Here is an 18,714-nt window from a genome sequence, read left to right on the forward strand (position 1 = left end):
GCCATGAATCACTGGGGGAAAGTCGATCAGGACGACATCATGCGGGCGCGGAACATCCTGCTCGCCTCTGGACGGCGCACTCCACGTGAGGAAGTCGATGCGTACCGGGTGCTCGCCCAGGTCAGCCCGGCCTCCTATCTGCCCCGCCTGGCCAAGGCCCTGCAACGCCTGAGCCACGACTCCAGCGCCGGGAAGCGGCACCCGGCCGGTCTCGCGCTCTGCGAGGAGGCGGTGGCCGCGGCGCGGTCCATCGATCCGGCCGATCCTGCCCGTGCTGATGTCCTGTACGGAGCACTCCACAGCTGTCAGAGGGAGTCGTACCGCCTGGGGCGGCGCGCGGAAGGGCTCGCCCTGCGCGCCGAGATGCTCGCCATCGGCCGCGCCCAGGCCGAACGCTCCGGCAACCCCGCGGTCAGGGGGCTGCGTGATCATCCTCATAGACCGATCGACCTTCCACACCGCCGCCGGCGAGTTCGGCCCCGCTCTCGACGATTTCCGCGAAGCGATGAACCACCTGGGTGAGGCCGACCACTGACCCCGATGTCATGATCTGCGGCGACCCGGGGAACGCCAGGCTCCCGACGCTGCGACCGCGGCCCGCCCACAGGAGGTGGTCCGACGCCGGAACTGTGGCTTCCGCCACGGCGGGCGTGATCTCGTTCTGGTGAGATCACCGGGTGCTTGGCTTCCTCCTCCGCCGCCTGCCCTTCTGGGTCCGCGAGCCTGTGTTCATCGTGATCGGTTCTGTTCTCGGCTTACGCATCGTGTATCTCGCCGTCCGCGATCACGACTGGGGCGCGGCCGGTCTCGGCGTTGTCTTCCTCGTGTTCACCGCGATACGTGTCCACACGGTGGTCCGGGCCCTGCGCGCACGCCGGAACGCGGGTGCGGCGGCCTCCGCGGACGGGGCGGCTGCCGGTGTCGGCGCCGAGCTCCAGCCGCAGCCTCAGCTCCAGCCGCCGCTTCCGCCGCAGATCCGGCCCCAGGTTCAATCCCCGGCCCAGTCCGGAGTGACCGGGCCGCTTCCCGGCCCGGTCACTCCGGAGAAGGAGCCCAACGCGTGGGGCCAGGCCGCCGCGGCCGTAGCCGTGTTCGGGGCCCTCGCGGTCGCGCTGTGGGTGGCTCCCCACGTGTTGCCGTCCGAGGACGGCACGCCCCAGCGCGCCACGTGCGCGGACGGGGAGCACGAGGAGCTGCCGAAGGCCTACAAGGAGACACCCCGGACCGTGACCGGTGAGGAACTCTGCGAGGCGCTCAACCGGCCCGACCTGGCCCGACTTCTCGGAACGCCCGGGGAGACGGCGACGACCGCTTCCGGCACCAACGACACCGCCGCCCTGACCGATGGGAAGGTCGCCCAGCCGGAGGCCGAGATCGCGTTCGACACGTACACCGTCAACGTGTCGGCCACGTACAACGATCTGTCGACCGCCCAGTACGTGAAGCTGATGAAGTACGGCAACGAGACGGACGTCAGGACGCTTTCGGTCCTGGGCCGGCCCGCGGTCTTCTCCTCGGACCACACCATGAAGTTCGAGATCAACCTCGGAAGCGGGGGATCCGGCGGACCGGTTCAGGAAGGCCCCTTGGCCAGGACACTGTCCGTGGCGCTCGACCGCGAGGACCGGGGCGGCTACGTCGACATCACCGTGTGGAGCGCGTCCGGGGCCCTCCCCGACGACAGCGCTCTCCTCAGCATCGCTGGAAAGGTCGTTCCGGCGATCCCGGAACGAACCGTTCGCTGAGACGCCGCAGAAGGCTGCTGACGAACCGGACGCGCCACCACCGTCATCCTCCGGCCCGTGCCGCCGTCCCGTCGTCGACGGGGATGCCGAGCCGGCCGGCCACGGTGCTGAGGGCCGTTCCGAGCGGGAGTGCGGCCCGGGCGAGGGCATGCCGGTCGCCCCGGGTCGGGTCCCGGTTGACGATCAGCACGGGCTTCCCCGCCTCGGCCGCCTGGCGGACGAACCGGAGCCCGGACATCACCGTCAGCGAGGATCCCAGGACCAGCAGCGAGGTCGCCTCACGGACCAGCCGGCGGCAGTGCTCGACCCGCTGCGGTGGCACGGCCTCACCGAAGAAGACCACGTCCGGTTTGAGGATGCCGCCGCAGACCGCGCAGGGCACCACGCGGAAGTCCCCGACCTGTGCGTCGGTGAGATCGGCGTCCCCGTCCGGGTTGATGCCGGCGGCCACCGGCTCGAAACCCGCATTGGCTTCCTCCAGCCGTCGGGCGAGTTCCCGGCGCGGGCTGTAGGCACCGCAGGAAAGGCAGACGACCCGGGCCAGGCTTCCGTGGAGTTCCACGGTGCCCTCGCTGCCGGCGGCCTGGTGCAGGCCGTCGACGTTCTGGGTGATCACACCCGAGAGCAGGCCGTGCCGTCCGAACGCGGCCACGGCCCGGTGCCCGGCGTTGGGGCGGGCGCGGCCGAAGGTGCGCCAGCCGAGGTGGCTGCGCGCCCAGTACCGGCGCCGGGCCTGGGCGTCGGCGGTGAAGTCCTGGTAGGTCATCGGGGTGTGGCGGCTCAGGCTCCCGTCCTCGCCGCGGTAGTCGGGAATGCCCGACTCGGTGGAGATGCCGGCCCCGCTGAGCACCAGCACCGCGCCGGCGCTCAGCGCATCGGCGACCGGCTGGAGATCCGTGGTGGCCGGCGGCAGGTCCTCGGTGGGGGTCCAGCTCAGAGTGGGGCGCATGCGCATGCCGCCAGGGTACGGAACGGATTCCCCTTCGCACGGGGCATGACTTCACCGTCTGCCCGGCACCTGGGTGCCGCAGGTTCGGCAGGGGGGGGCGTGCACGGCCGGGAAACCCCCAGACGTACGTGCCTCACGCCTTCCGAGAAGTGGATCACGGGTTTGCCGAGGGGGGCGGGAAGCCCCGCCGCTGTGGGCCGGTTCCCGGGCCGCCCCCGTTTGTCGGGTACGCGGGCGGGGGACTCGGGGCCCATGACCGCAACCTCACATGGCCGCCGGATGAAGCAGAACCGAGCGCTGAGGCTCCTGGACCGTCTGGAACGGGCACGCTGGGCGGATCCGGTGATCGAACCTCTTCGTTCGGGAGTCCGCTCCCTGCCGCTGGGACGCGCCCGGGACATGCTGCACGGCAGATGGCTGGGGCACCCGGTCCACCCGCTTATGGTGCAGGTGCCGGTCGGCAGCTGGCTGTCCGCCGCCGTGCTCGACACGTGGCCCGGCCACTCTCGGGAGGCGGGCGTGCTCGTCGGTGTCGGCTTGGCCGCAGCCGCGCCCTCGGCGCTGGCGGGCGCCGTGGACTGGGCGGAACTCCATCAGGAGCAGGCGCGTGTGGGCCTGGTCCACGCCGCGGCGAACTGGGCGGCCGTGGGTCTGTACGCGGCGTCGCTCGCCTGCCGTCTCAAAGGCCGTAAGGGAGCCGGCCGGACGTGCGGCTTCCTGGGGCTGACAGCGGTCGGGATCGGCGGCATGCTGGGCGGCCACCTCGCCTACCGCCAGGCGGCCGGCGCCAACCACGCGGAAGAGGTCCCGCACGTCGTCCGTGAGGGCTGGTACCGGGTCGGCGCGGTGGCCGAGTTCCCGGCCGGGCAGCCCGTGCGGCGCGTCGTGGACGACGTGCCGGTGCTGGTGGTCCGCGAGTCGGGCGGGACCATCCACGCGCTTGCCGAGCGGTGCAGCCATCTCGCGGGTCCGCTGTCCGAGGGCACCGTCGCCGACGGGTGCGTCGAGTGCCCGTGGCACGGCAGCGTCTTCCGGCTCTCGGACGGCTGGAACGTACGCGGTCCCGCCACCGCGCCGCAACCCGCGTTCGACACCCGGATCGTCGACGGGCACGTCGAGGTGCGGCTGCGCCGCCTCGGCGGGGGACCGGACGGAGAACGGAGCGGGAGCGGAGTGCGCTGGGCCCATGGACATGCCGGCTGACACCGGCGCGGTCGGCCAGGGGCGGTAGCCGTCCCGCACCGGCGGTGTGCCGGTTCACGACCGGGTCAGCGCTGGGTCAGCAGGGGGTCGTAGGGGGTCGACCCCTTTCGGCCGGCCATGACAGGAAGTCCCTGACGAATGCGCCGCGGGTGTACGTTCCCTCGGCGCCGGAGGTGTCGCGGTGGAACGCGGTCCGGAACAGTGCCCGGTACTCGTCCGCGTCGACGGTCTGGTCGCCGTCCTTGTCGGTGGCGTCGAAGAGGACCTCGGCGACCCTGATCAGCGCGGGCCCGGCCAGGGACGGAACGGCTGAGGCCTACTCCTGAGCGCTGATGCGGCCGTCGCCGCCGGTGTCGAGGCCGGCCTGGAGTTCGCGCCACCGGTCGGCGAAGGCGTTGTAGAGCCTGGTCTCCTCGGGCTCGTCCAGGTCGAGGCGGCTGGACAGCTCGCGGGCCATGGCGGCGAGGTCGGGCCAGTCCAGGCAGCCGTCGCCGATCTGGTCCAGGACCTCGTGGAAGAACTCCTGTGCGCTGCGCTGCGTCCCGGTCCGTGCCTCGGCCGTCATCCGGCCGGCCGTCAGCAGAGTGTCACCGCCCGGTCCTGGGAGCGTGCGGGTTGCGCGGTTTCCACCCTTGGCACTCCCGTCCGAGTCGGCGCGCCCGTGCGGGGTGATGAGTCGAACCCGGGCTCCGCCGTCCGCCCGGCGGCCCTCACGCGTCCCGCAGGTACGCTCCCGCGCGTGCCGCGGCCGCGGCCGCCTCGGCGGCCTGGTCCGCGGCGGCCTCGTCGAGGCGGTCACCGGTGGTCAGCAGGTGGTAGTAGAGGGGGGCGGAAACAGCGCGGATCACCTCGTGCGCGTCGGTGCCCTCGGGCAGCTCACCCCGGTCGACGGCCTGCTGCACACAGGGCGCCCACTCCCGCACGCGGATGTCGTAGAAGCGGTGCAGAGCCTCGGCCGTCCTCGCGTCGCAGGCGGCGGCCGCGATCATCGCCTTGAACAGCGCCCCCTGCCGCGGGTCGGTCAGGGTCCGCTGCACGAGCCGGGCATTGGCCTTGAGGTCGCCGAGCAGTGAGCCGGTCTCGGAACGCGGTACCGACTGCTCGGCCATGTCCAGCAGCAGGTCGGCCACGAGGCTGGTCACCGTTCCCCAGCGGCGGTAGACGGTCGTCTTGCCCACCTCGGCCCGGCGTGCGATGTCGGCGAGGTCCAGGTGGGCGAATCCCCCCTCCGCCATGGCGTCCCCGGCCGCCCGGAGCACCGCCGCCCGTACGCGCGCCGTGCGCCCTCCCGGGCGCATGGTCCCCGGCTCCGCATCCTCAAACTCCATAACGGGACTCCTGTTCCGTTAGCTTGCTCCGCCTGCTATGGTAAAGCCCGCCACTAACGGAACTGCAGACCCATTAATGATGATGTCTGTGGGTGAGAGGGAGGACCACCACCCGTGGAGTACAGGCGACTCGGTGCATCCGGACTCGAGGTCCCCGCGCTCAGCTTCGGCGCCGGCACGTTCGGCGGCCGGGGACCGCTCTTCGGGGCCTGGGGGAACAGTGACGCGCGGGAGGCGCGCCGTCTCGTGGACATCTGTATCGATGCCGGGGTCACGATGTTCGACACAGCCGACGTCTACTCCGGCGGAGCGTCCGAGGAGGTGCTGGGCGAAGCGGTCAAAGGCCGCCGGGACCAGGTGATCGTGTCCACCAAGACCAGCCTGCCGATGGGCGACGGCCCAGGTGATGCGGGCTCCTCCCGCTCGCGCCTGATCGCCGCGTGCCACGATGCCTTGCGGCGGCTCGGCACCGACTACATAGACCTGTTCCAGCTGCACGCCTTCGACGCGGGTACGCCCGTCGAGGAAGTCCTCTCCACGCTCGACGATCTCGTCAGGGCAGGGAAGGTCCGCTATCTCGGCGTCTCCAACTTCTCCGGCTGGCAAGTGATGAAGTCCCTCGCGGTCGCGGAGAGGTACGGCCGCCCGCGCTACGTCGCGCACCAGGTCTACTACTCCCTCGTCGGCCGCGACTACGAATGGGAACTGATGCCCCTCGGGCTCGACCAGGGACTCGGGGCGCTCGTCTGGAGCCCGCTCGGCTGGGGACGCCTCACCGGCAAGATCCGCCGCGGCCGGCCGCTGCCCGCCCGGAGCCGACTGCACCGAACGGCCGACTACGGACCCCCGGTCGAAGACGAACACCTCTACCGCGTCGTCGACGTCCTTGACGAGATCGCGAAGGAGACCGGGAGGGCCGTACCGCAGATCGCCATCAACTGGCTGCTGCGGCGGCCGACCGTCTCCTCCGTCATCATCGGCGCCCGCGACGAGGAGCAGCTCCGCCAGAACCTCGGTGCCGTCGGCTGGGCACTCACATCCGACCAGATGGCGAGGCTGGACGCCGCGAGCAGCAGGACGGCACCCTATCCGTACTTCCCTTACCAGCGACAGGAAGGCTTCGCCCGGCTCGCCCCGCCCTTGGTGCGGTGGTGAAGCCATCCCTGGCGGAGGTGTTCAGGACGTCAACAACTCGAACCGCGGGATGCGGACCGAACCGCCGAGCGCCTGGGTCGCGACAGGAAGCGGCGTTGAAAGCGAAGATCCAGCCCACACCCGCCGCCGTGACCACCGCGCCGCCGACGGCCGGGCCGAGGGCGCGGGCCAGGTGCACGTTCACGGCGCCGAGCGCCGCCGCCTGTCCCGACTGGTCGCGTTCCACGAGATCCGGCTGGATCACCTGCCAGGCCGGGCCCATCAGAGCGGTGCCGCATCCCAGCAGGAAGGCGAGACCGAGCAGCAGGCCCGGAGTGAGTTCCTTCTCGAAGGCCAGGACGGTCAGCACAGTGGAGACGGCGAGCATGGCGAACTGCGCTGCCAGCAGCAGCCTTCGGCGGTCGCAACGGTCGGCCAGCACGCCCGAGGGCAGGGCCAGCAGCACGACCGGGAGGCTGGCAGCGGTCTGAACGAGCGTCACCAGCGCGGCGCCGTGCCCGACCAGCAGCCACTGTGCGCCCACGGTCTGCATCCAGCTGCCCACGGTGGAGACGAGTTGCGCGATCCAGAGCGCGCGGAAGACGCGCGCCGCGAACGGGCTCCAGACCGAATTCGGTCGTGGGTGGTCTTCGGGCGATGCTGCGGTGCTCATGCGGGTCCATGCCGGAACGAGGACGCGGACACCTTTGCATCCGGCAATGTCTCGGGCGCCGTGCGGGCGGAGCGGAGGACCACCGTAGGGCGTGTGCCGAAGGCGAGTTGACCGTGAGCGCGCACCGCCTGTGGTCCGTGCGTGCAGTGCGACACGACCGGTACCGGCCGCGGTCCGGAGGTTCCCGCACACCATCCAGGTTCCCGCGCCGGCCGTTCGGAAAGGAAAGCCGTCCGAACGGGCAGAGCCCATGCATCCGCGCGGTCCCGCAACCTCGGTCGCCTGGCCCGAACACCCTTCGTGGCCAGCGGAGTTGCCGGTCGCACTGGACCGACAGTGCACGCCTGGGCACGGCTCTTGCTTGACCGTGCACTGATCACCGGTGAGGGCGCGGGAACTTGTCCGAACCCTGTCACGATCAATTCCGAGCAAGTGAGTACACACCCCGCAGTACATGGGTCCCGCATGGACCCGGAACGATCTGTCGTTCGGCACGGCTCCTGGCGCGGGGTCGGGCCGGATTCTGCGCGTGCCAGGTGCGGTGCCGTGCTCTCGACAAGGAGTCCCATGCCTGATCACACAAATGAAACACGCCCGGTGCCACGCGTCGTCGTACAGGCCGACGATCCCCTCACCCGCGACGGCACGGCCGCCTTCCTGGACAGGGACGAACGCGTCCGGCTGCTGACGGACGACGAACTGGCCGACGCCGACATCCTGGTGATGATCACCGCTTCGGTCAGCGGCAAGACGCTGTCCGCGATGAGCCGCGCCAACCAGTCCACCGGCGGGCGAGTACGCATCGTGCTGGTCGCGGACAACATCTCCGAGCAGCAACTGGCGCTCGCCGTCAACCACGGACTGGCGAGCTTCCTGGTGCGGCCGTACACCAGCTTCACCCAGATCGTGGTGGCGGCCGTCGAGGCCTACCAAGGGCGGTCGGCTTTGCCCCCGGTGCTGATGAACATGCTGCTGGACCGCATGCGCACCATGCAGAAGAACGAGGCCACCGGGCTGCTGCCGGTGGAGCTGGCGCAGCGCGAGGTCGACGTGCTCAGGCTGCTGGCCGAGGGCATGGACACGGTGGAGATCGCCAGCAAGCTCAGCTACTCGGAGCGCCTGATCAAGAGCGTCATACAGACCGTGGTCAAGCGACTGGAGCTGCGCAACCGGACCCACGCCGTCGCGTACGCCATCCGCATGGGCATCCTGTGACCACGAGTGGCGAAAAGGGTAGGGCCGTTGTGCGTCCGTGCACGATGCGGGTCGGCGGGCGTGACCGGTTCGGCGCCCTCCCTAAGCTCGGCTCCTGAAGGCGTCCCCGTCAGGCCGCCGACCCGAGGCGCGCAGCCCCCTCCACAGTCCGTCCTCCGATGCCGGTCGGCCGGGCTGCCGCGCGGGGCGGAGCGACGCCCATCGGTCGCCGTTGATCGAGTCACCTCACCCGTCGCCGGGGAAAGGCATGAGATGAACTACCGTGAGCCGGACACCGGCGGCCCCGACCAGTCCGTCGGCGGGCCGACCGGGCAGGCGGTGTGGGAGAGCGAACTCCCCTGGCAGCTGGCTCCGTTGGATGAAGCGGGAATGGGTGGCCAGGCCTCCGCCACCACGGGGGATCCCCTGGGCCAGGCCCTGGACGCACCCGTCGCCGGCCCGGCCGGTCATCCCGCCGAGCCCACCCGGTTGCCCTCGATCGACCCCCACTCCCCGTCCGACCCGACCGTACGGTTCACCGAGCACCCCGGTTCCGGTGATGAAGCCGTCGCCTCCGGCCCTTCCGCTGTCCGCCGTGCGAGCCGGAGCGGGGCCACCCCGCGTCCCTCCGCCGCACCGGAGGCCGCGGGAGAGGGACGCGCCAGGCTCCGCGTGAACCTCGCCAAGCCGGTGCTGGCCGGAGCGGGTGTGCTCAGCGCCCTGTTCCTGCTGGCGCCCGCGGTGTTCGGTCAGGACGGGCCCTCGCACACCGTCAGAGCCGGCGCGGGGGACACCGGTGAGGACTACGACCCGCAGCAGCAGTACCCGGACACCGGCAGCACCGGCAGCACCGGCAGCACCGGCAGCACCGGCAGCACCGCGGCGCCGAGGCCGACGGCGTCCGGCACGTCCCGGAACGACACCACCCCGGTCGGCGGACACGTCCGCATCGCGGAGGTGGCGGCCGCCTCGCCCACCCGGCGCGCGCCGAGCGCGCAGCCGGTGCAGCAGACCCACAAACCCACCGTGTCGGCGTCCGGGACACCGCGGACCAGCAACTCTCCGCAGCACCAACAGCCGCAACAGCACTGGACGACGACGGTGGTGAACGCCACCAGCGTCCTGGAACCCGGGCAGATCTGGTCCACCAACCGGATCACCCTCGCCTTCCAGGGCGACGGCAACCTGGTGCTCTACGACAAGAAGGGCAAGGCGCTGTGGTGGTCGGGCACCGTGGGACAGGGCGCCAAGACCGTCTTCCAGGCCGACGGCAACTTCGCGGTGTACACGCAGGACGGGCAGACCGCCTGGTCCTCCAGGACCATGGGCCACGATGGTGCCCAACTGGTGCTCGGAGCCGACGGAAACGTCTCCATCCGCTGGGGCGGCACGGTGCTGTGGTCCACGGGAACCACCATGTGACGTTCCGCAGGCCGAGGCGTCCCCCTCCTGACCGTCCGTCCCGTCCGCCTCCCCGAGGCGGGGCGGACCGCACTCCGTCCTGCCCGCTCGTGGGGCAGGACGGGCTCGCCACCGTGTCGTCCGCCCTCCTCCGGGGCGGGCGGCACGGCGGGTGGGCTCCCGCGCCCCGCCCCCCGCTCGTCCGCACGAGGTCCTGCCCGCTGGAGAGCCACCTCATGAACACCACCGTCGTCAAGCGCCCGCCGCGGGCATCGGGCCCCCAGGCACCGGAAGGCCAGATCGAGCTGGCCCAGCCTCCGGTGCTCGGTGAGCCGGCCATGGCCGACCTCGGGTCCGTCGTCGTGATGCTGCCCATGGGCATCGGCGCCGGTGCCATGGGAATGATGTTCGTCGTCGGCGGTTCCGCGACCACGTACATGATGTCCGGAATGATGGGCATCGCGATGATGTCCATGGGCCTCGGCCAGATCGGCCGGGCGGGTCTGGACCGCAAACGGCGGATGCGGGCCGAACGCCGTGACTACATGCGCTACCTGGCCCAGCTGCGGGGCCAGGTCCGGGAGGCCGCCGCCGCCCAGGTCGCCGCCGCCGTCCACGACAACCCGCCGCCGCGCCAGCTGTGGTCCCTGGTCCAGGGGCCCCGGGTGTGGGAACGCCGCGCCGCGCACGACGACTTCGCCAAGGTGCGTATCGGACTCGGCACCCGGCGGGCCGCCCTGGAGCTGGTTCCGCCGCAGACCAAGCCCGTCGAGGACCTCGACCCCCTCACCGCCATCTCGCTGCGCCGCTTCACCGAGGCGTTCCAGACCGTGCCGGGCATGCCGATCCCCGTCGCCCTGCGCAGCTTCACCAGCGTGGAGTTCGCCGGGGACATCGAGGACGCCCTGGACCTGACGCGGGCCATGCTCGGGCAGTTGGTCGCCCTGCACTCGCCCGACGAGCTGCGCGTCGCCGTGCTGGCCGACCGGCAGGACCGCGACACCTGGGAGTGGGTCAAGTGGCTGCCCCACAACGCCCATCCCCGGCAGCGGGACCAGGCCGGGCCGCTCCGGCTGGTGGCCACCGACCACGCTGAGCTGATGGACCTCCTCGGCCCGGACGTCCTCGACCGGGGTGACCACGATCCCCAGGCCACCCCGAGCGCCGCCGAGCCCTTCGTGGTGGTCGTCGCCCACCGCGCGCAGGTCCCGCCCGACTCCCGCCTGCTGCGCAACGGACTGCGCAACACCGTCCTGCTCGACCTCACGGGCGCCATGCCCGGCGGCGGCTCCGTCCTGCGGCTCACCGCGGAGAACGGCACCGTCTCCTTCCCGGTCGGTGACGACGCGCAGGCCCAGGCCGAGGCGGACGCGCTCAGCGCGGACGGCGCCGAGAACCTGGCCCGGCTGCTGGCACCCCTGCGCACCGGCGGCACCATCGACCTGACGGACAACCCGTTCGAGTCGAACTTCGAACTCACCGCCCTGCTCGGCATCCGCGACCCGCGCGCCTTCGACGTGGCCGCCCAGTGGCGGCGCCGCACCGACCAGGCGGCCAGGCTGCGCGTGCCCATCGGCGTCACCGAGGACGGCGAGGTCGTCGAACTCGACCTGAAGGAGTCCGCCCAGGCCGGCATGGGACCGCACGGCCTTCTGATCGGCGCCACCGGATCCGGCAAGAGCGAACTGCTGCGCACCCTCGTCATCGGGCTCGCCACCACCCACTCCTCCGAGATCCTGAACTTCGTCCTGGTCGACTTCAAGGGCGGCGCCACCTTCCTCAACATGGAGCGGCTGCCGCACACCTCGGCCGTCATCACCAACCTCGCCGACGAACTGCCGTTGGTGGACCGCATGCAGGACTCCATCAACGGCGAACTCATCCGTCGCCAGGAGCTGCTGCGGGCCGCCGGCCACGCCTCGCTGTACGAGTACGAGAAGGCCCGGCTGGCCGGCGCCCCGCTCGCCCCGCTGCCCTCCCTGGTGGTCATCGTCGACGAGTTCTCCGAACTCCTCGCGAGCAAGCCGGACTTCGTCGAACTCTTCGTCACCATCGGCCGACTGGGGCGCAGCCTCGGCGTGCACCTGCTGCTCGCCTCGCAGCGGCTCGACGAGGGCCGCATCCACCGCGTCGAAGGACACCTGTCCTACCGGATCGCGCTGCGCACCTTCTCCTCCATGGAGTCCCGCAGCGTCATCGGCGTCGCGGGAGCCTACGAGCTGCCGTCCACCCCCGGCAACGGCTACCTGAGGGTGGACACCACCAACCTGGTGCGCTTCAAGGCCGCCTACGTCTCCGGACCCTGCCCCGAGGCGATCCCCGCCGGCCCGGTGGCTCAGCCCGCGGCCGCGGATCCCGGAGAACTCGTGGCCTTCGGCCTGGACCAGCAGCTGCCGCCGCCCGGCGCCGAGGAACCGGACGAGACCCACAGCGAACCCGAGCCCGCCGTCCCCTCGGACAGCGACGAGCACCTGCTGGACGTCCTCATCGAACGCCTCACCGACGCCGGACCGCCCGCCCGCCAGGTCTGGCTGCCGCCGCTCGCCGAGTCCCCCAGCCTCGACCAGCTGCTGCCGGGCATCGTCCCCGACCCGGTACGCGGCATGACCGCCCAGTCCCCCGACCTGGGCAGCCTGCGGGCACCGCTCGGCATGGTCGACCGGCCGCACGAGCAGATCCGCGAACTCCTCGTCGCAGACCTCTCCGGAGCGGGCGGGCACGTCGGCGTGGCCGGCGCCCCGCAGACCGGCAAGTCGGCGCTGCTGCGCACCCTGATGCTGTCCCTGGCGCTCACCCACACCCCCGAGGAGGTCCAGTTCTACTGCCTCGACCTCAGCGGCGGCGGCCTGGTCTCCACCGCCGGACTCCCGCACGTCGGCTCCGTCGCCACCCGGCTGGAGCGCGACAAGGTACTCCGCAGCGTCGAGGAGATCGCCCAGCTCCTGGAGCGCCGCGAGCAGATCTTCACCGCACACGGCGTCGAATCGATGGCGGCCTACCGGGAACTGCGCCGTTCCGGCGGCGTCGACGATCCCCACGGGGACGTCTTCCTGGTGGTGGACGGCTGGGGAACGCTGCGCCAGGAGTACGAGGACCTCGACGACCGCATCACCACCATCGCCGCACGCGGCCTGTCCTTCGGCGTCCACGTCGTGGTCTCCGCCGTCCGCTGGTCGGAGATCCGCAACAAGCTGCGTGACCTCCTCGGCACCAAGTACGAGCTGCGGCTCGGCGACACCATGGAGTCCGAGGTCGGCCACCGCCCGGCCGCGGGCGTACCGCAGCAGCCCGGCCGCGGACTGACCTCGTCCGGCCACCACTTCCTGTCGGCGCTGCCCCGGCTGGACAGTTCCTCGGCCACCGGCGACCTCACCGCCGCCACCAAGATCGCCGCCGCCGAGATCGGCACCTTCTGGACCGGACGCACCGCTCCCGGCGTACGGCTGCTGCCCAGCACCCTGCCCGTGAGCCAACTGCCCGCGCCGGAAGGCGATCTGCGGGTCTGCCTGGGCTGGGACGAACAGCGCCTGCAGCCGGTCTGGCACGACTTCTCCGCCCACACCGGCCTGCTCGTGTTCGGTGACGGCGAGACCGGCAAGACCAACGCGCTGCGCCTGGTCGCCCGGGCGATCACCACCCGGTTCTCGCCCGGTGAGGCGCGCATCCTGCTCGGCGACCCCGGGCGCGGACTCCTCGCCGACGTGCCGGAGGAGTACCGCGCGGGGTACACGGTCGACACGGACGGGCTGCGCGAGCTGTCCCACAGCACGGTGGCGACCATGTCCGGGCGGCTGCCCGGCCCGGACGTGTCGCCCGAACAACTGGCCAGGCGGGACTGGTGGCAGGGGCCGCGCCTGTTCATTCTGCTCGACGACTACGACCTGTTCGTCACCAGCAGCCTGGACAGCCCGACCACGCCGCTCGTCCCGCTGCTGGCCCACGGCGCCCACATCGGCATGCACCTCGTCATCGCCCGGTCCACCTCCAGCGCCATGCGCGCCATGATGGAGCCGCTGCTGCGCCGGGTCTGGGAACTCGGCAACCCCGCCCTGGTCCTCTCCTATCCGAAGGAGGAGGGCAAGTTCATCGGCGAGGTCCAGCCGCGCGCCCTCGTCCCCGGCCGCGCCCAGTTGGTCACCCGGCGCAGCGTCCGCCTCATCCAGACCGGTCTGGTGGACGACGCCTGACCGTCCCCGGCGGGACCGGACCCCGCCGCCCCGCCCCCGCCCCGGCCGCCCCCACAGGAGTCCCCGCCCATGACCATCTCCAGCATCATGCCGGACCTCGACGGTACGGCCGTCTGCCGGATCACTGTCGTCGGACCCGAGCGCCGCGCTGATCTGGGGGTGCCCGCGACCGTCACCCTGGGCACGCTGCTGCCCGTCCTCGCCGCCCGGCTCGCCTCCGACGACGCGCCCACCGGCGGGTACGTCCTGCAACGTCTCGGCGAGGAACCGCTGGACCCCGACGACACCCCCGAGTCGGCGGGCCTGCGCCACGGCGACATCCTCCAGCTGCGCCCGGTGGAGGCGATCCTGCCGCCGCTGGTCTTCGACGACCTCGCCGACGGCGTCGCCACGGTCGTCACCTCCCGCTCCGACCGCTGGCGGCCCGAGCTGACCCGGCGCCTGTTCCTCGTGCTGGCCTGCCTCGTCCTCACGGTGCTCGCCCTTTTCATGCTGTCCGCCGACACCGGCGGGGCCACGGCCGCGCAGTCGGGAGCCGTGGCCGTGGCACTGCTCGGCGGATGCGTCCTGGCGTGCCGGGCCGGCGCCGACGAGGCCACCGTCGTGGTGACGGGGGCGGGCGGCTGGGCGTTCGCCGCGGCGGCCGGGCTGACGCCCTCGCGGGGTGTGCAGGCGCTGCTGGCGCCCACGGCACACGAACTGCTCGTCGGCGCCGCCTGCGCGGCCGGGGCCGCCACCGTGCTGCTGCTCACCGGCAAGGTGCCCGTCCAGGTCTTCGGTGCGCTGCTGACCGTGGCGGTCGCCGCCGAGGTCGGCGCGCTGCTCGCGATCGACCTGGACTGGCCGGCGACCACCGCCTGCTCGGTGGTCGCCGTCACCCTGTTCGTGCTCAGCACTGTGGCGCCCCGCCTGGTCCTGCGGCTGGCCGGACTGCGCGTGCCCCAACTGCCCCGCAACGCCGAGGAACTCCAGGAGGACGTCGAACCGGCGAGGGAGCCGGCCGTGGCGCGCCGGGTGGCCGCCGCCGACGCCTACCTCACGCTCTTCACCGTCGGAGCCTGTGTGGTCTACGCACTGGACATGGTGCTCCTCACCCGCCGCTCCGAGTGGTCCGACTGGCTGCTCGCCCTCACGCTCGCCGCCGCCGTGACCCTGCGCTCCCGCAGTGTCACCGAGGTCCGGCAGCGCGTCGCACTGGCCGTCGCCGGGACGCTCGGCCTGATCCTCGCGGTCAGCCGGCTGCTGGTGCCCGGCGGCCCGCAGGCCCGGGTGGCCCTGGCCGTCATCCTGCTCGCGGCGGTGGCGCTGCTGCTCGCGGCCCGGCAGCGGCCGGCCCTGCGGCTCCTGCCGATCTGGGGCCACACCGCCGACATCCTGGAGACGCTCACCGCCGTCGCCCTGGTACCGCTGCTGCTCCAAGTGCTGCACGTCTACTGGTACTTCCGCTCCCTGGCCGGCTGAGAGGATCCCGTGCAAAGCCGTCGCGACCACGTCCACGCATACCAGTTCGCCACCGGGAGACTCGCGGCCGCGCTGGTCACCGGAGAGCCCTCGACCGGAGAGCCCCCGGCCCGCCGGAGCGTTCTCGGAGTGGTGCTCGGCGTCCTCCTCGCGGTCCTCGCCTGTGCCGGATTCGCCGTCTACGGGCTGATCAAACCGGGCGGCAACACGGCCTGGGCGAAGCCGAACGCCATCGTCGTCGAGGAGGAGACCGGGACCCGCTACCTCTACGTCGACGGCGTCCTGCACCCGGTGGCCAACTACGCCTCCGCGCTGCTGGGCGCCGCGGGCGGGGGCGGCGGCACCGACGTGCACACCGTCTCCCGCAACTCGCTGACCGGCGTGCGCCGGGGAGTGGAGATCGGCATCCCCGGCGCCCCGGACCCCGTGCCCCAGGCCGCCGCGCTGCTGACCGGCGACTGGACCCGGTGCCTGACGCCCGGCCGCAACAAGGGCCAGACACTCGACTTCGCGCCCGCCGACCCGGTCCGGGACGGCGCCTCGACGAACGGCCGGCGCGCCCTGGTGCGCGCCGGCGACGGCACCGAGTACCTGCTGTGGAACGGCACCCGCTACCGGCTCGGCGGACGCTCCGCCCTCATCGCGTTGCAGCTCGACGGGGTCGACCCGGTGGCCGCCCCGGACAGCTGGCTCGCGGCGCTGCCCGCCGGGCCCACCGTGCGCGCCGCCGACATCCCCGGCCGGGGCAGGCAAGGGCCGCGCGTCGGCGACCGGCCGGCCCGTGTCGGCGACGTGTTCACCGCCGGCCTGGACGGCGAGCGCGCCACCCAGTACTACGTGCTGCGTTCCGACGGCCTGGCCGCGGTCTCCCGTACCGAGTTCGAGCTGCTCGCCACCAGGGAGGGCGCCGCCGAGCCGCGCGAGGTGACCCCCCGGGACATCGCCGCCGCCGGCAGCTCCGCCGACCGCTCGCTGCTGCACCGGCTGCCGGACTTCGTCTCCGGGCGCGTCCTGCGCCCCGGCGGCTCGGCCGTGTGCCTGCGGCAGCACGTCACCCGCGGCACCAAGGTGCACACCGTCGTGACCCTGGAGGACCGCCCCGCCGCCACGGCACCGGCCGCCGCCGTCCCCGCCGGCCACGGACTGCTCGCGCAGGCCCTCCCGCTGCCGCCGCGTGGCGTCGCCCCGCAGGTCTACCTGATCACCGAGCTGGGTGTGAAGTACCCGCTCGCGGACTCCGACAGCCTGTCCGCGCTGGGCTTCGGCTCCGGGCAGGTGCGAGCCCTGCCCCGGGCCGTCCTCGACCTCCTGCACACCGGCCCGCAGCTGTCCCGTACCGCGGCCCTGGCTGCCGTCCCCGCCTACCCGGGCGGCTCCCCCCCGCCGTCCGCCTCAGCCTCCGCCTCGAAGGGCCGTTGATGGCACTGGGAGTCAGGCCGCGCCGGGACGCGGAGGCACCCGACCTGGACTCGCGCCGGGCCGGGCACTCGCTGCTGGTGCACCCCAAGGGCGAGCCGAACGGGCAGGCCCTCGCCTTCGCCGAGGGGCTGCCCGCCGACCCCGAGCACCAGGTCGTCGTCCTCGACCTGCCCGACGACCCCACCGACGGCACCTGGACGGCCGTCTCCCGTCTGCTGGACCGCGCCGCCCCCGGCGGCTGCCGCCTGGTCACGGGCCGGACGCCGCCCGGCGGGATCGTCCCCGTCGGGCAGTGGCTCGCCGACCGCCTCGACCGCGCGGTCGTCGTGCCCGACGGCACGGTGGTCCCGGCGGCCGGCGGGGTCCTCTACATCCCCGCCGACCGCGGATCCGGCTGGGTCCGCCTCCTGCCGCGCCGGCCGCCCACCCCCGTATCGCGCCGCTTCCCCGAGCCCGCCTGGGAGTTCGCCGTCTCCGACCGGACCTGGCGGACCAGCGAGCGGGCCGTGGCCGATCCGCTGCCCAGCGGGGTCTGGCTGCACGGCGACGAACCCGAGGGCGCACTGTCGCCCCACCGCGCACCACTGTTCTCCCGGCTGGCGTACCGGCCCGACCTGCTGACCGTCGTCCTCGGCCGCCCGGGTGGGGACGCCCTCGCGCTGGACGAGGTGTCCCGGTTCTGGGAGTCGCTGCTGCCCGGCGTCCGCGACCTGGTGCGGTTCGTCGCCTACGGTCCGCTGACCGTACCGGACGGCACCGGCCCCGGGCAGGCCCTGGCCGACCGGATCGGCTGCCCCGTGACGCTCGACAACGGTCTGCCGGTCAGCCACGCCCAGGGGGCGATCCCCGACGTCCACACCCTGGACGCCGACGGCACCCCCGGCTGGGCCGTCTTCGCCCGGCAACTGCGCTACACCCCGGCCCGGCTGACCGGCGGACGGCCCACCGCGCCCGTGGTGGTCGGCCACCGGCCCGTGCCCGGCGGTTTCCGGGAGATCGCCCCGGGCCGCTATGCGTTCGAGGAGGCCGTGCTCGAGGTGGTGCCCAGCGGCCTGTGGCTGCGTCCGTCCGAAGAGCCGGACGAGGCCGCCGTCATCCGCTCGGCCACCCCGTCCGCCCGGCACGTCGACATCGTCCTCGGCACGGCCACGCCGCCCACCGGCCGCCTGCGCGAACTCGCCGAACGCCTGCTGCACCGCCTCGACCCCGCGCTGCGTGCCCTGGTCAGGCTGGTACCCGCGGCGCAGCTGATCCGGCAGGCGCGGGCTCGGGAACTGACGGCGGGCACCGCCGTGAACACCGGCACCGGCACGGCCGCGGAGCCGACCGTGGGCGGGTACGGAGCCGAGGCCGCCGCCGCGGTCGGCACGGCCCCCGAGCGCGTCGCCGCACCGGCGACGGCACCGGGCCCCGAGGCCGCCGGCCCGCGGATCCGGTTGGCGGCCGCCGCACCGGATCTCCGCGAGGCGTCCTCCGCCGGGAGGGCCCCCGGGGCGGCGGTGGCCGGGGCGACATCACCGGGGCCGGGCGCGACCGCCGCGACCTCCGCGACCGTCGCCGGTCCGGCTCCGGCGGGGGAGCGGACGTCGGTTCCGCCGGCCGTGCCCGAGGGTGAACCGCGCGCCGACGCCTGGGCGCGGGGTGTCGAGCCGGGGCCGCCGGCGGAGGGGCGGGTATCGGTTCCGCCCCTCGGTGAGCCCGGGGGTGAACCGCGCACCACCGCCCGGGCGCGCGACACCGAGCCGCCGGTCCCGCGGGAGGGGCGGCCATCCGTCACGTACACCGGCGCGCCCGGGGCCGAACCGGTCGGCGCTGTCCCGGCGCCGGAACAGCCGGTGGGCGTCCCGCCCGCGGGTGCGGACGAACCGGGGGCTCCCGGCCACGCGGCTGACGCCACCGCGGGACCGCTCCCCGGCCCCTCCGCCGGTGAACTCGGCGCCCCCGCGTCCACCGGTGCCGCGGAGAGCCGGGTCGCGCCCCAGCGCCGGGCCAGCCGGTTCACCAGGTACAGTCCGCGCCC

General features: G+C 73.1%; 11 protein-coding genes and 3 pseudogenes. 10 read left to right on the top strand and 4 right to left on the bottom strand.

Annotated features, from left to right (window positions below; translation table 11 throughout):
- Window positions 1–3 precede the first annotated feature (3 nt).
- Window positions 4–522, top strand: a complete 519-nt coding sequence (locus ABZX30_RS20205) for a hypothetical protein (RefSeq protein ID WP_355935189.1) — start codon at window positions 4–6, stop codon at window positions 520–522.
- A gap of 155 nt (window positions 523–677) precedes the next feature.
- On the top strand, window positions 678–1,745 hold the full coding sequence (locus ABZX30_RS20210; protein WP_355935191.1) for a DUF6215 domain-containing protein: 1,068 nt from the start codon (window positions 678–680) through the stop codon (window positions 1,743–1,745).
- Between the two features lie 43 nt (window positions 1,746–1,788).
- Here the strand turns inward: ABZX30_RS20210 and ABZX30_RS20215 are convergent, their stop codons facing one another.
- The gene (locus tag ABZX30_RS20215; protein ID WP_355935193.1) at window positions 1,789–2,700 is read right to left on the bottom strand and encodes an NAD-dependent protein deacetylase; all 912 of its coding nucleotides are present in this window, start codon (window positions 2,698–2,700) and stop codon (window positions 1,789–1,791) included.
- 273 nt (window positions 2,701–2,973) lie between these two features.
- Here ABZX30_RS20215 and ABZX30_RS20220 point away from each other — a divergent pair, with 273 nt between their 5' ends.
- Entirely contained in the window at window positions 2,974–3,897 is a 924-nt protein-coding gene (locus tag ABZX30_RS20220) for a Rieske (2Fe-2S) protein (RefSeq protein ID WP_355935194.1), read from the top strand.
- Between the two features lie 65 nt (window positions 3,898–3,962).
- Here the strand turns inward: ABZX30_RS20220 and ABZX30_RS20225 are convergent.
- Together ABZX30_RS20225 and ABZX30_RS20230 are read right to left on the bottom strand one after the other, a co-directional pair.
- Window positions 3,963–4,435, bottom strand: a pseudogene (locus ABZX30_RS20225) (calcium-binding protein); the annotation flags it as partial.
- 172 nt (window positions 4,436–4,607) lie between these two features.
- The gene (locus ABZX30_RS20230) at window positions 4,608–5,225 is read right to left on the bottom strand and encodes a TetR/AcrR family transcriptional regulator (RefSeq protein ID WP_355935196.1); all 618 of its coding nucleotides are present in this window, start codon (window positions 5,223–5,225) and stop codon (window positions 4,608–4,610) included.
- A 114-nt stretch (window positions 5,226–5,339) separates the two neighbouring features.
- Between ABZX30_RS20230 and ABZX30_RS20235 the strand changes: the two genes are divergently transcribed.
- On the top strand, window positions 5,340–6,380 hold the full coding sequence (locus ABZX30_RS20235; RefSeq protein WP_355935198.1) for an aldo/keto reductase: 1,041 nt from the start codon (window positions 5,340–5,342) through the stop codon (window positions 6,378–6,380).
- Window positions 6,381–6,477: 97 nt separating this feature from the next.
- Here the strand turns inward: ABZX30_RS20235 and ABZX30_RS20240 are convergent.
- Window positions 6,478–7,488 (bottom strand): annotated as a pseudogene (locus tag ABZX30_RS20240) (MFS transporter); the annotation flags it as partial.
- Window positions 7,489–7,599: 111 nt separating this feature from the next.
- Here ABZX30_RS20240 and ABZX30_RS20245 point away from each other — a divergent pair.
- The 6 genes and pseudogenes from ABZX30_RS20245 to ABZX30_RS20270 form a co-directional block, all read left to right on the top strand.
- Window positions 7,600–8,247, top strand: a complete 648-nt coding sequence (locus ABZX30_RS20245; RefSeq protein ID WP_355935199.1) for a response regulator transcription factor — start codon at window positions 7,600–7,602, stop codon at window positions 8,245–8,247.
- 252 nt (window positions 8,248–8,499) lie between these two features.
- Entirely contained in the window at window positions 8,500–9,648 is a 1,149-nt protein-coding gene (locus ABZX30_RS20250) for a hypothetical protein (protein WP_355935200.1), read from the top strand.
- A 215-nt stretch (window positions 9,649–9,863) separates the two neighbouring features.
- Window positions 9,864–13,814, top strand: a complete 3,951-nt coding sequence (eccCa, locus tag ABZX30_RS20255) for a type VII secretion protein EccCa (RefSeq protein ID WP_355935201.1) — start codon at window positions 9,864–9,866, stop codon at window positions 13,812–13,814.
- A gap of 69 nt (window positions 13,815–13,883) precedes the next feature.
- Window positions 13,884–15,275, top strand: a complete 1,392-nt coding sequence (gene eccD, locus ABZX30_RS20260; protein ID WP_355935203.1) for a type VII secretion integral membrane protein EccD — start codon at window positions 13,884–13,886, stop codon at window positions 15,273–15,275.
- A 9-nt stretch (window positions 15,276–15,284) separates the two neighbouring features.
- Window positions 15,285–16,694: a type VII secretion protein EccB gene (gene eccB / locus ABZX30_RS20265; RefSeq protein ID WP_355935205.1), complete on the top strand. Its 1,410-nt coding sequence runs from the start codon at window positions 15,285–15,287 to the stop codon at window positions 16,692–16,694.
- A pseudogene (locus ABZX30_RS20270) lies at window positions 16,694–18,714 on the top strand (hypothetical protein); the annotation flags it as partial. The gene eccB and the pseudogene ABZX30_RS20270, both read left to right, overlap by 1 nt.

The organism is Streptomyces sp. NPDC004542 (assembly GCF_040610035.1).
In the GTDB taxonomy this organism is placed as follows: Bacteria; Actinomycetota; Actinomycetes; order Streptomycetales; family Streptomycetaceae; genus Streptomyces.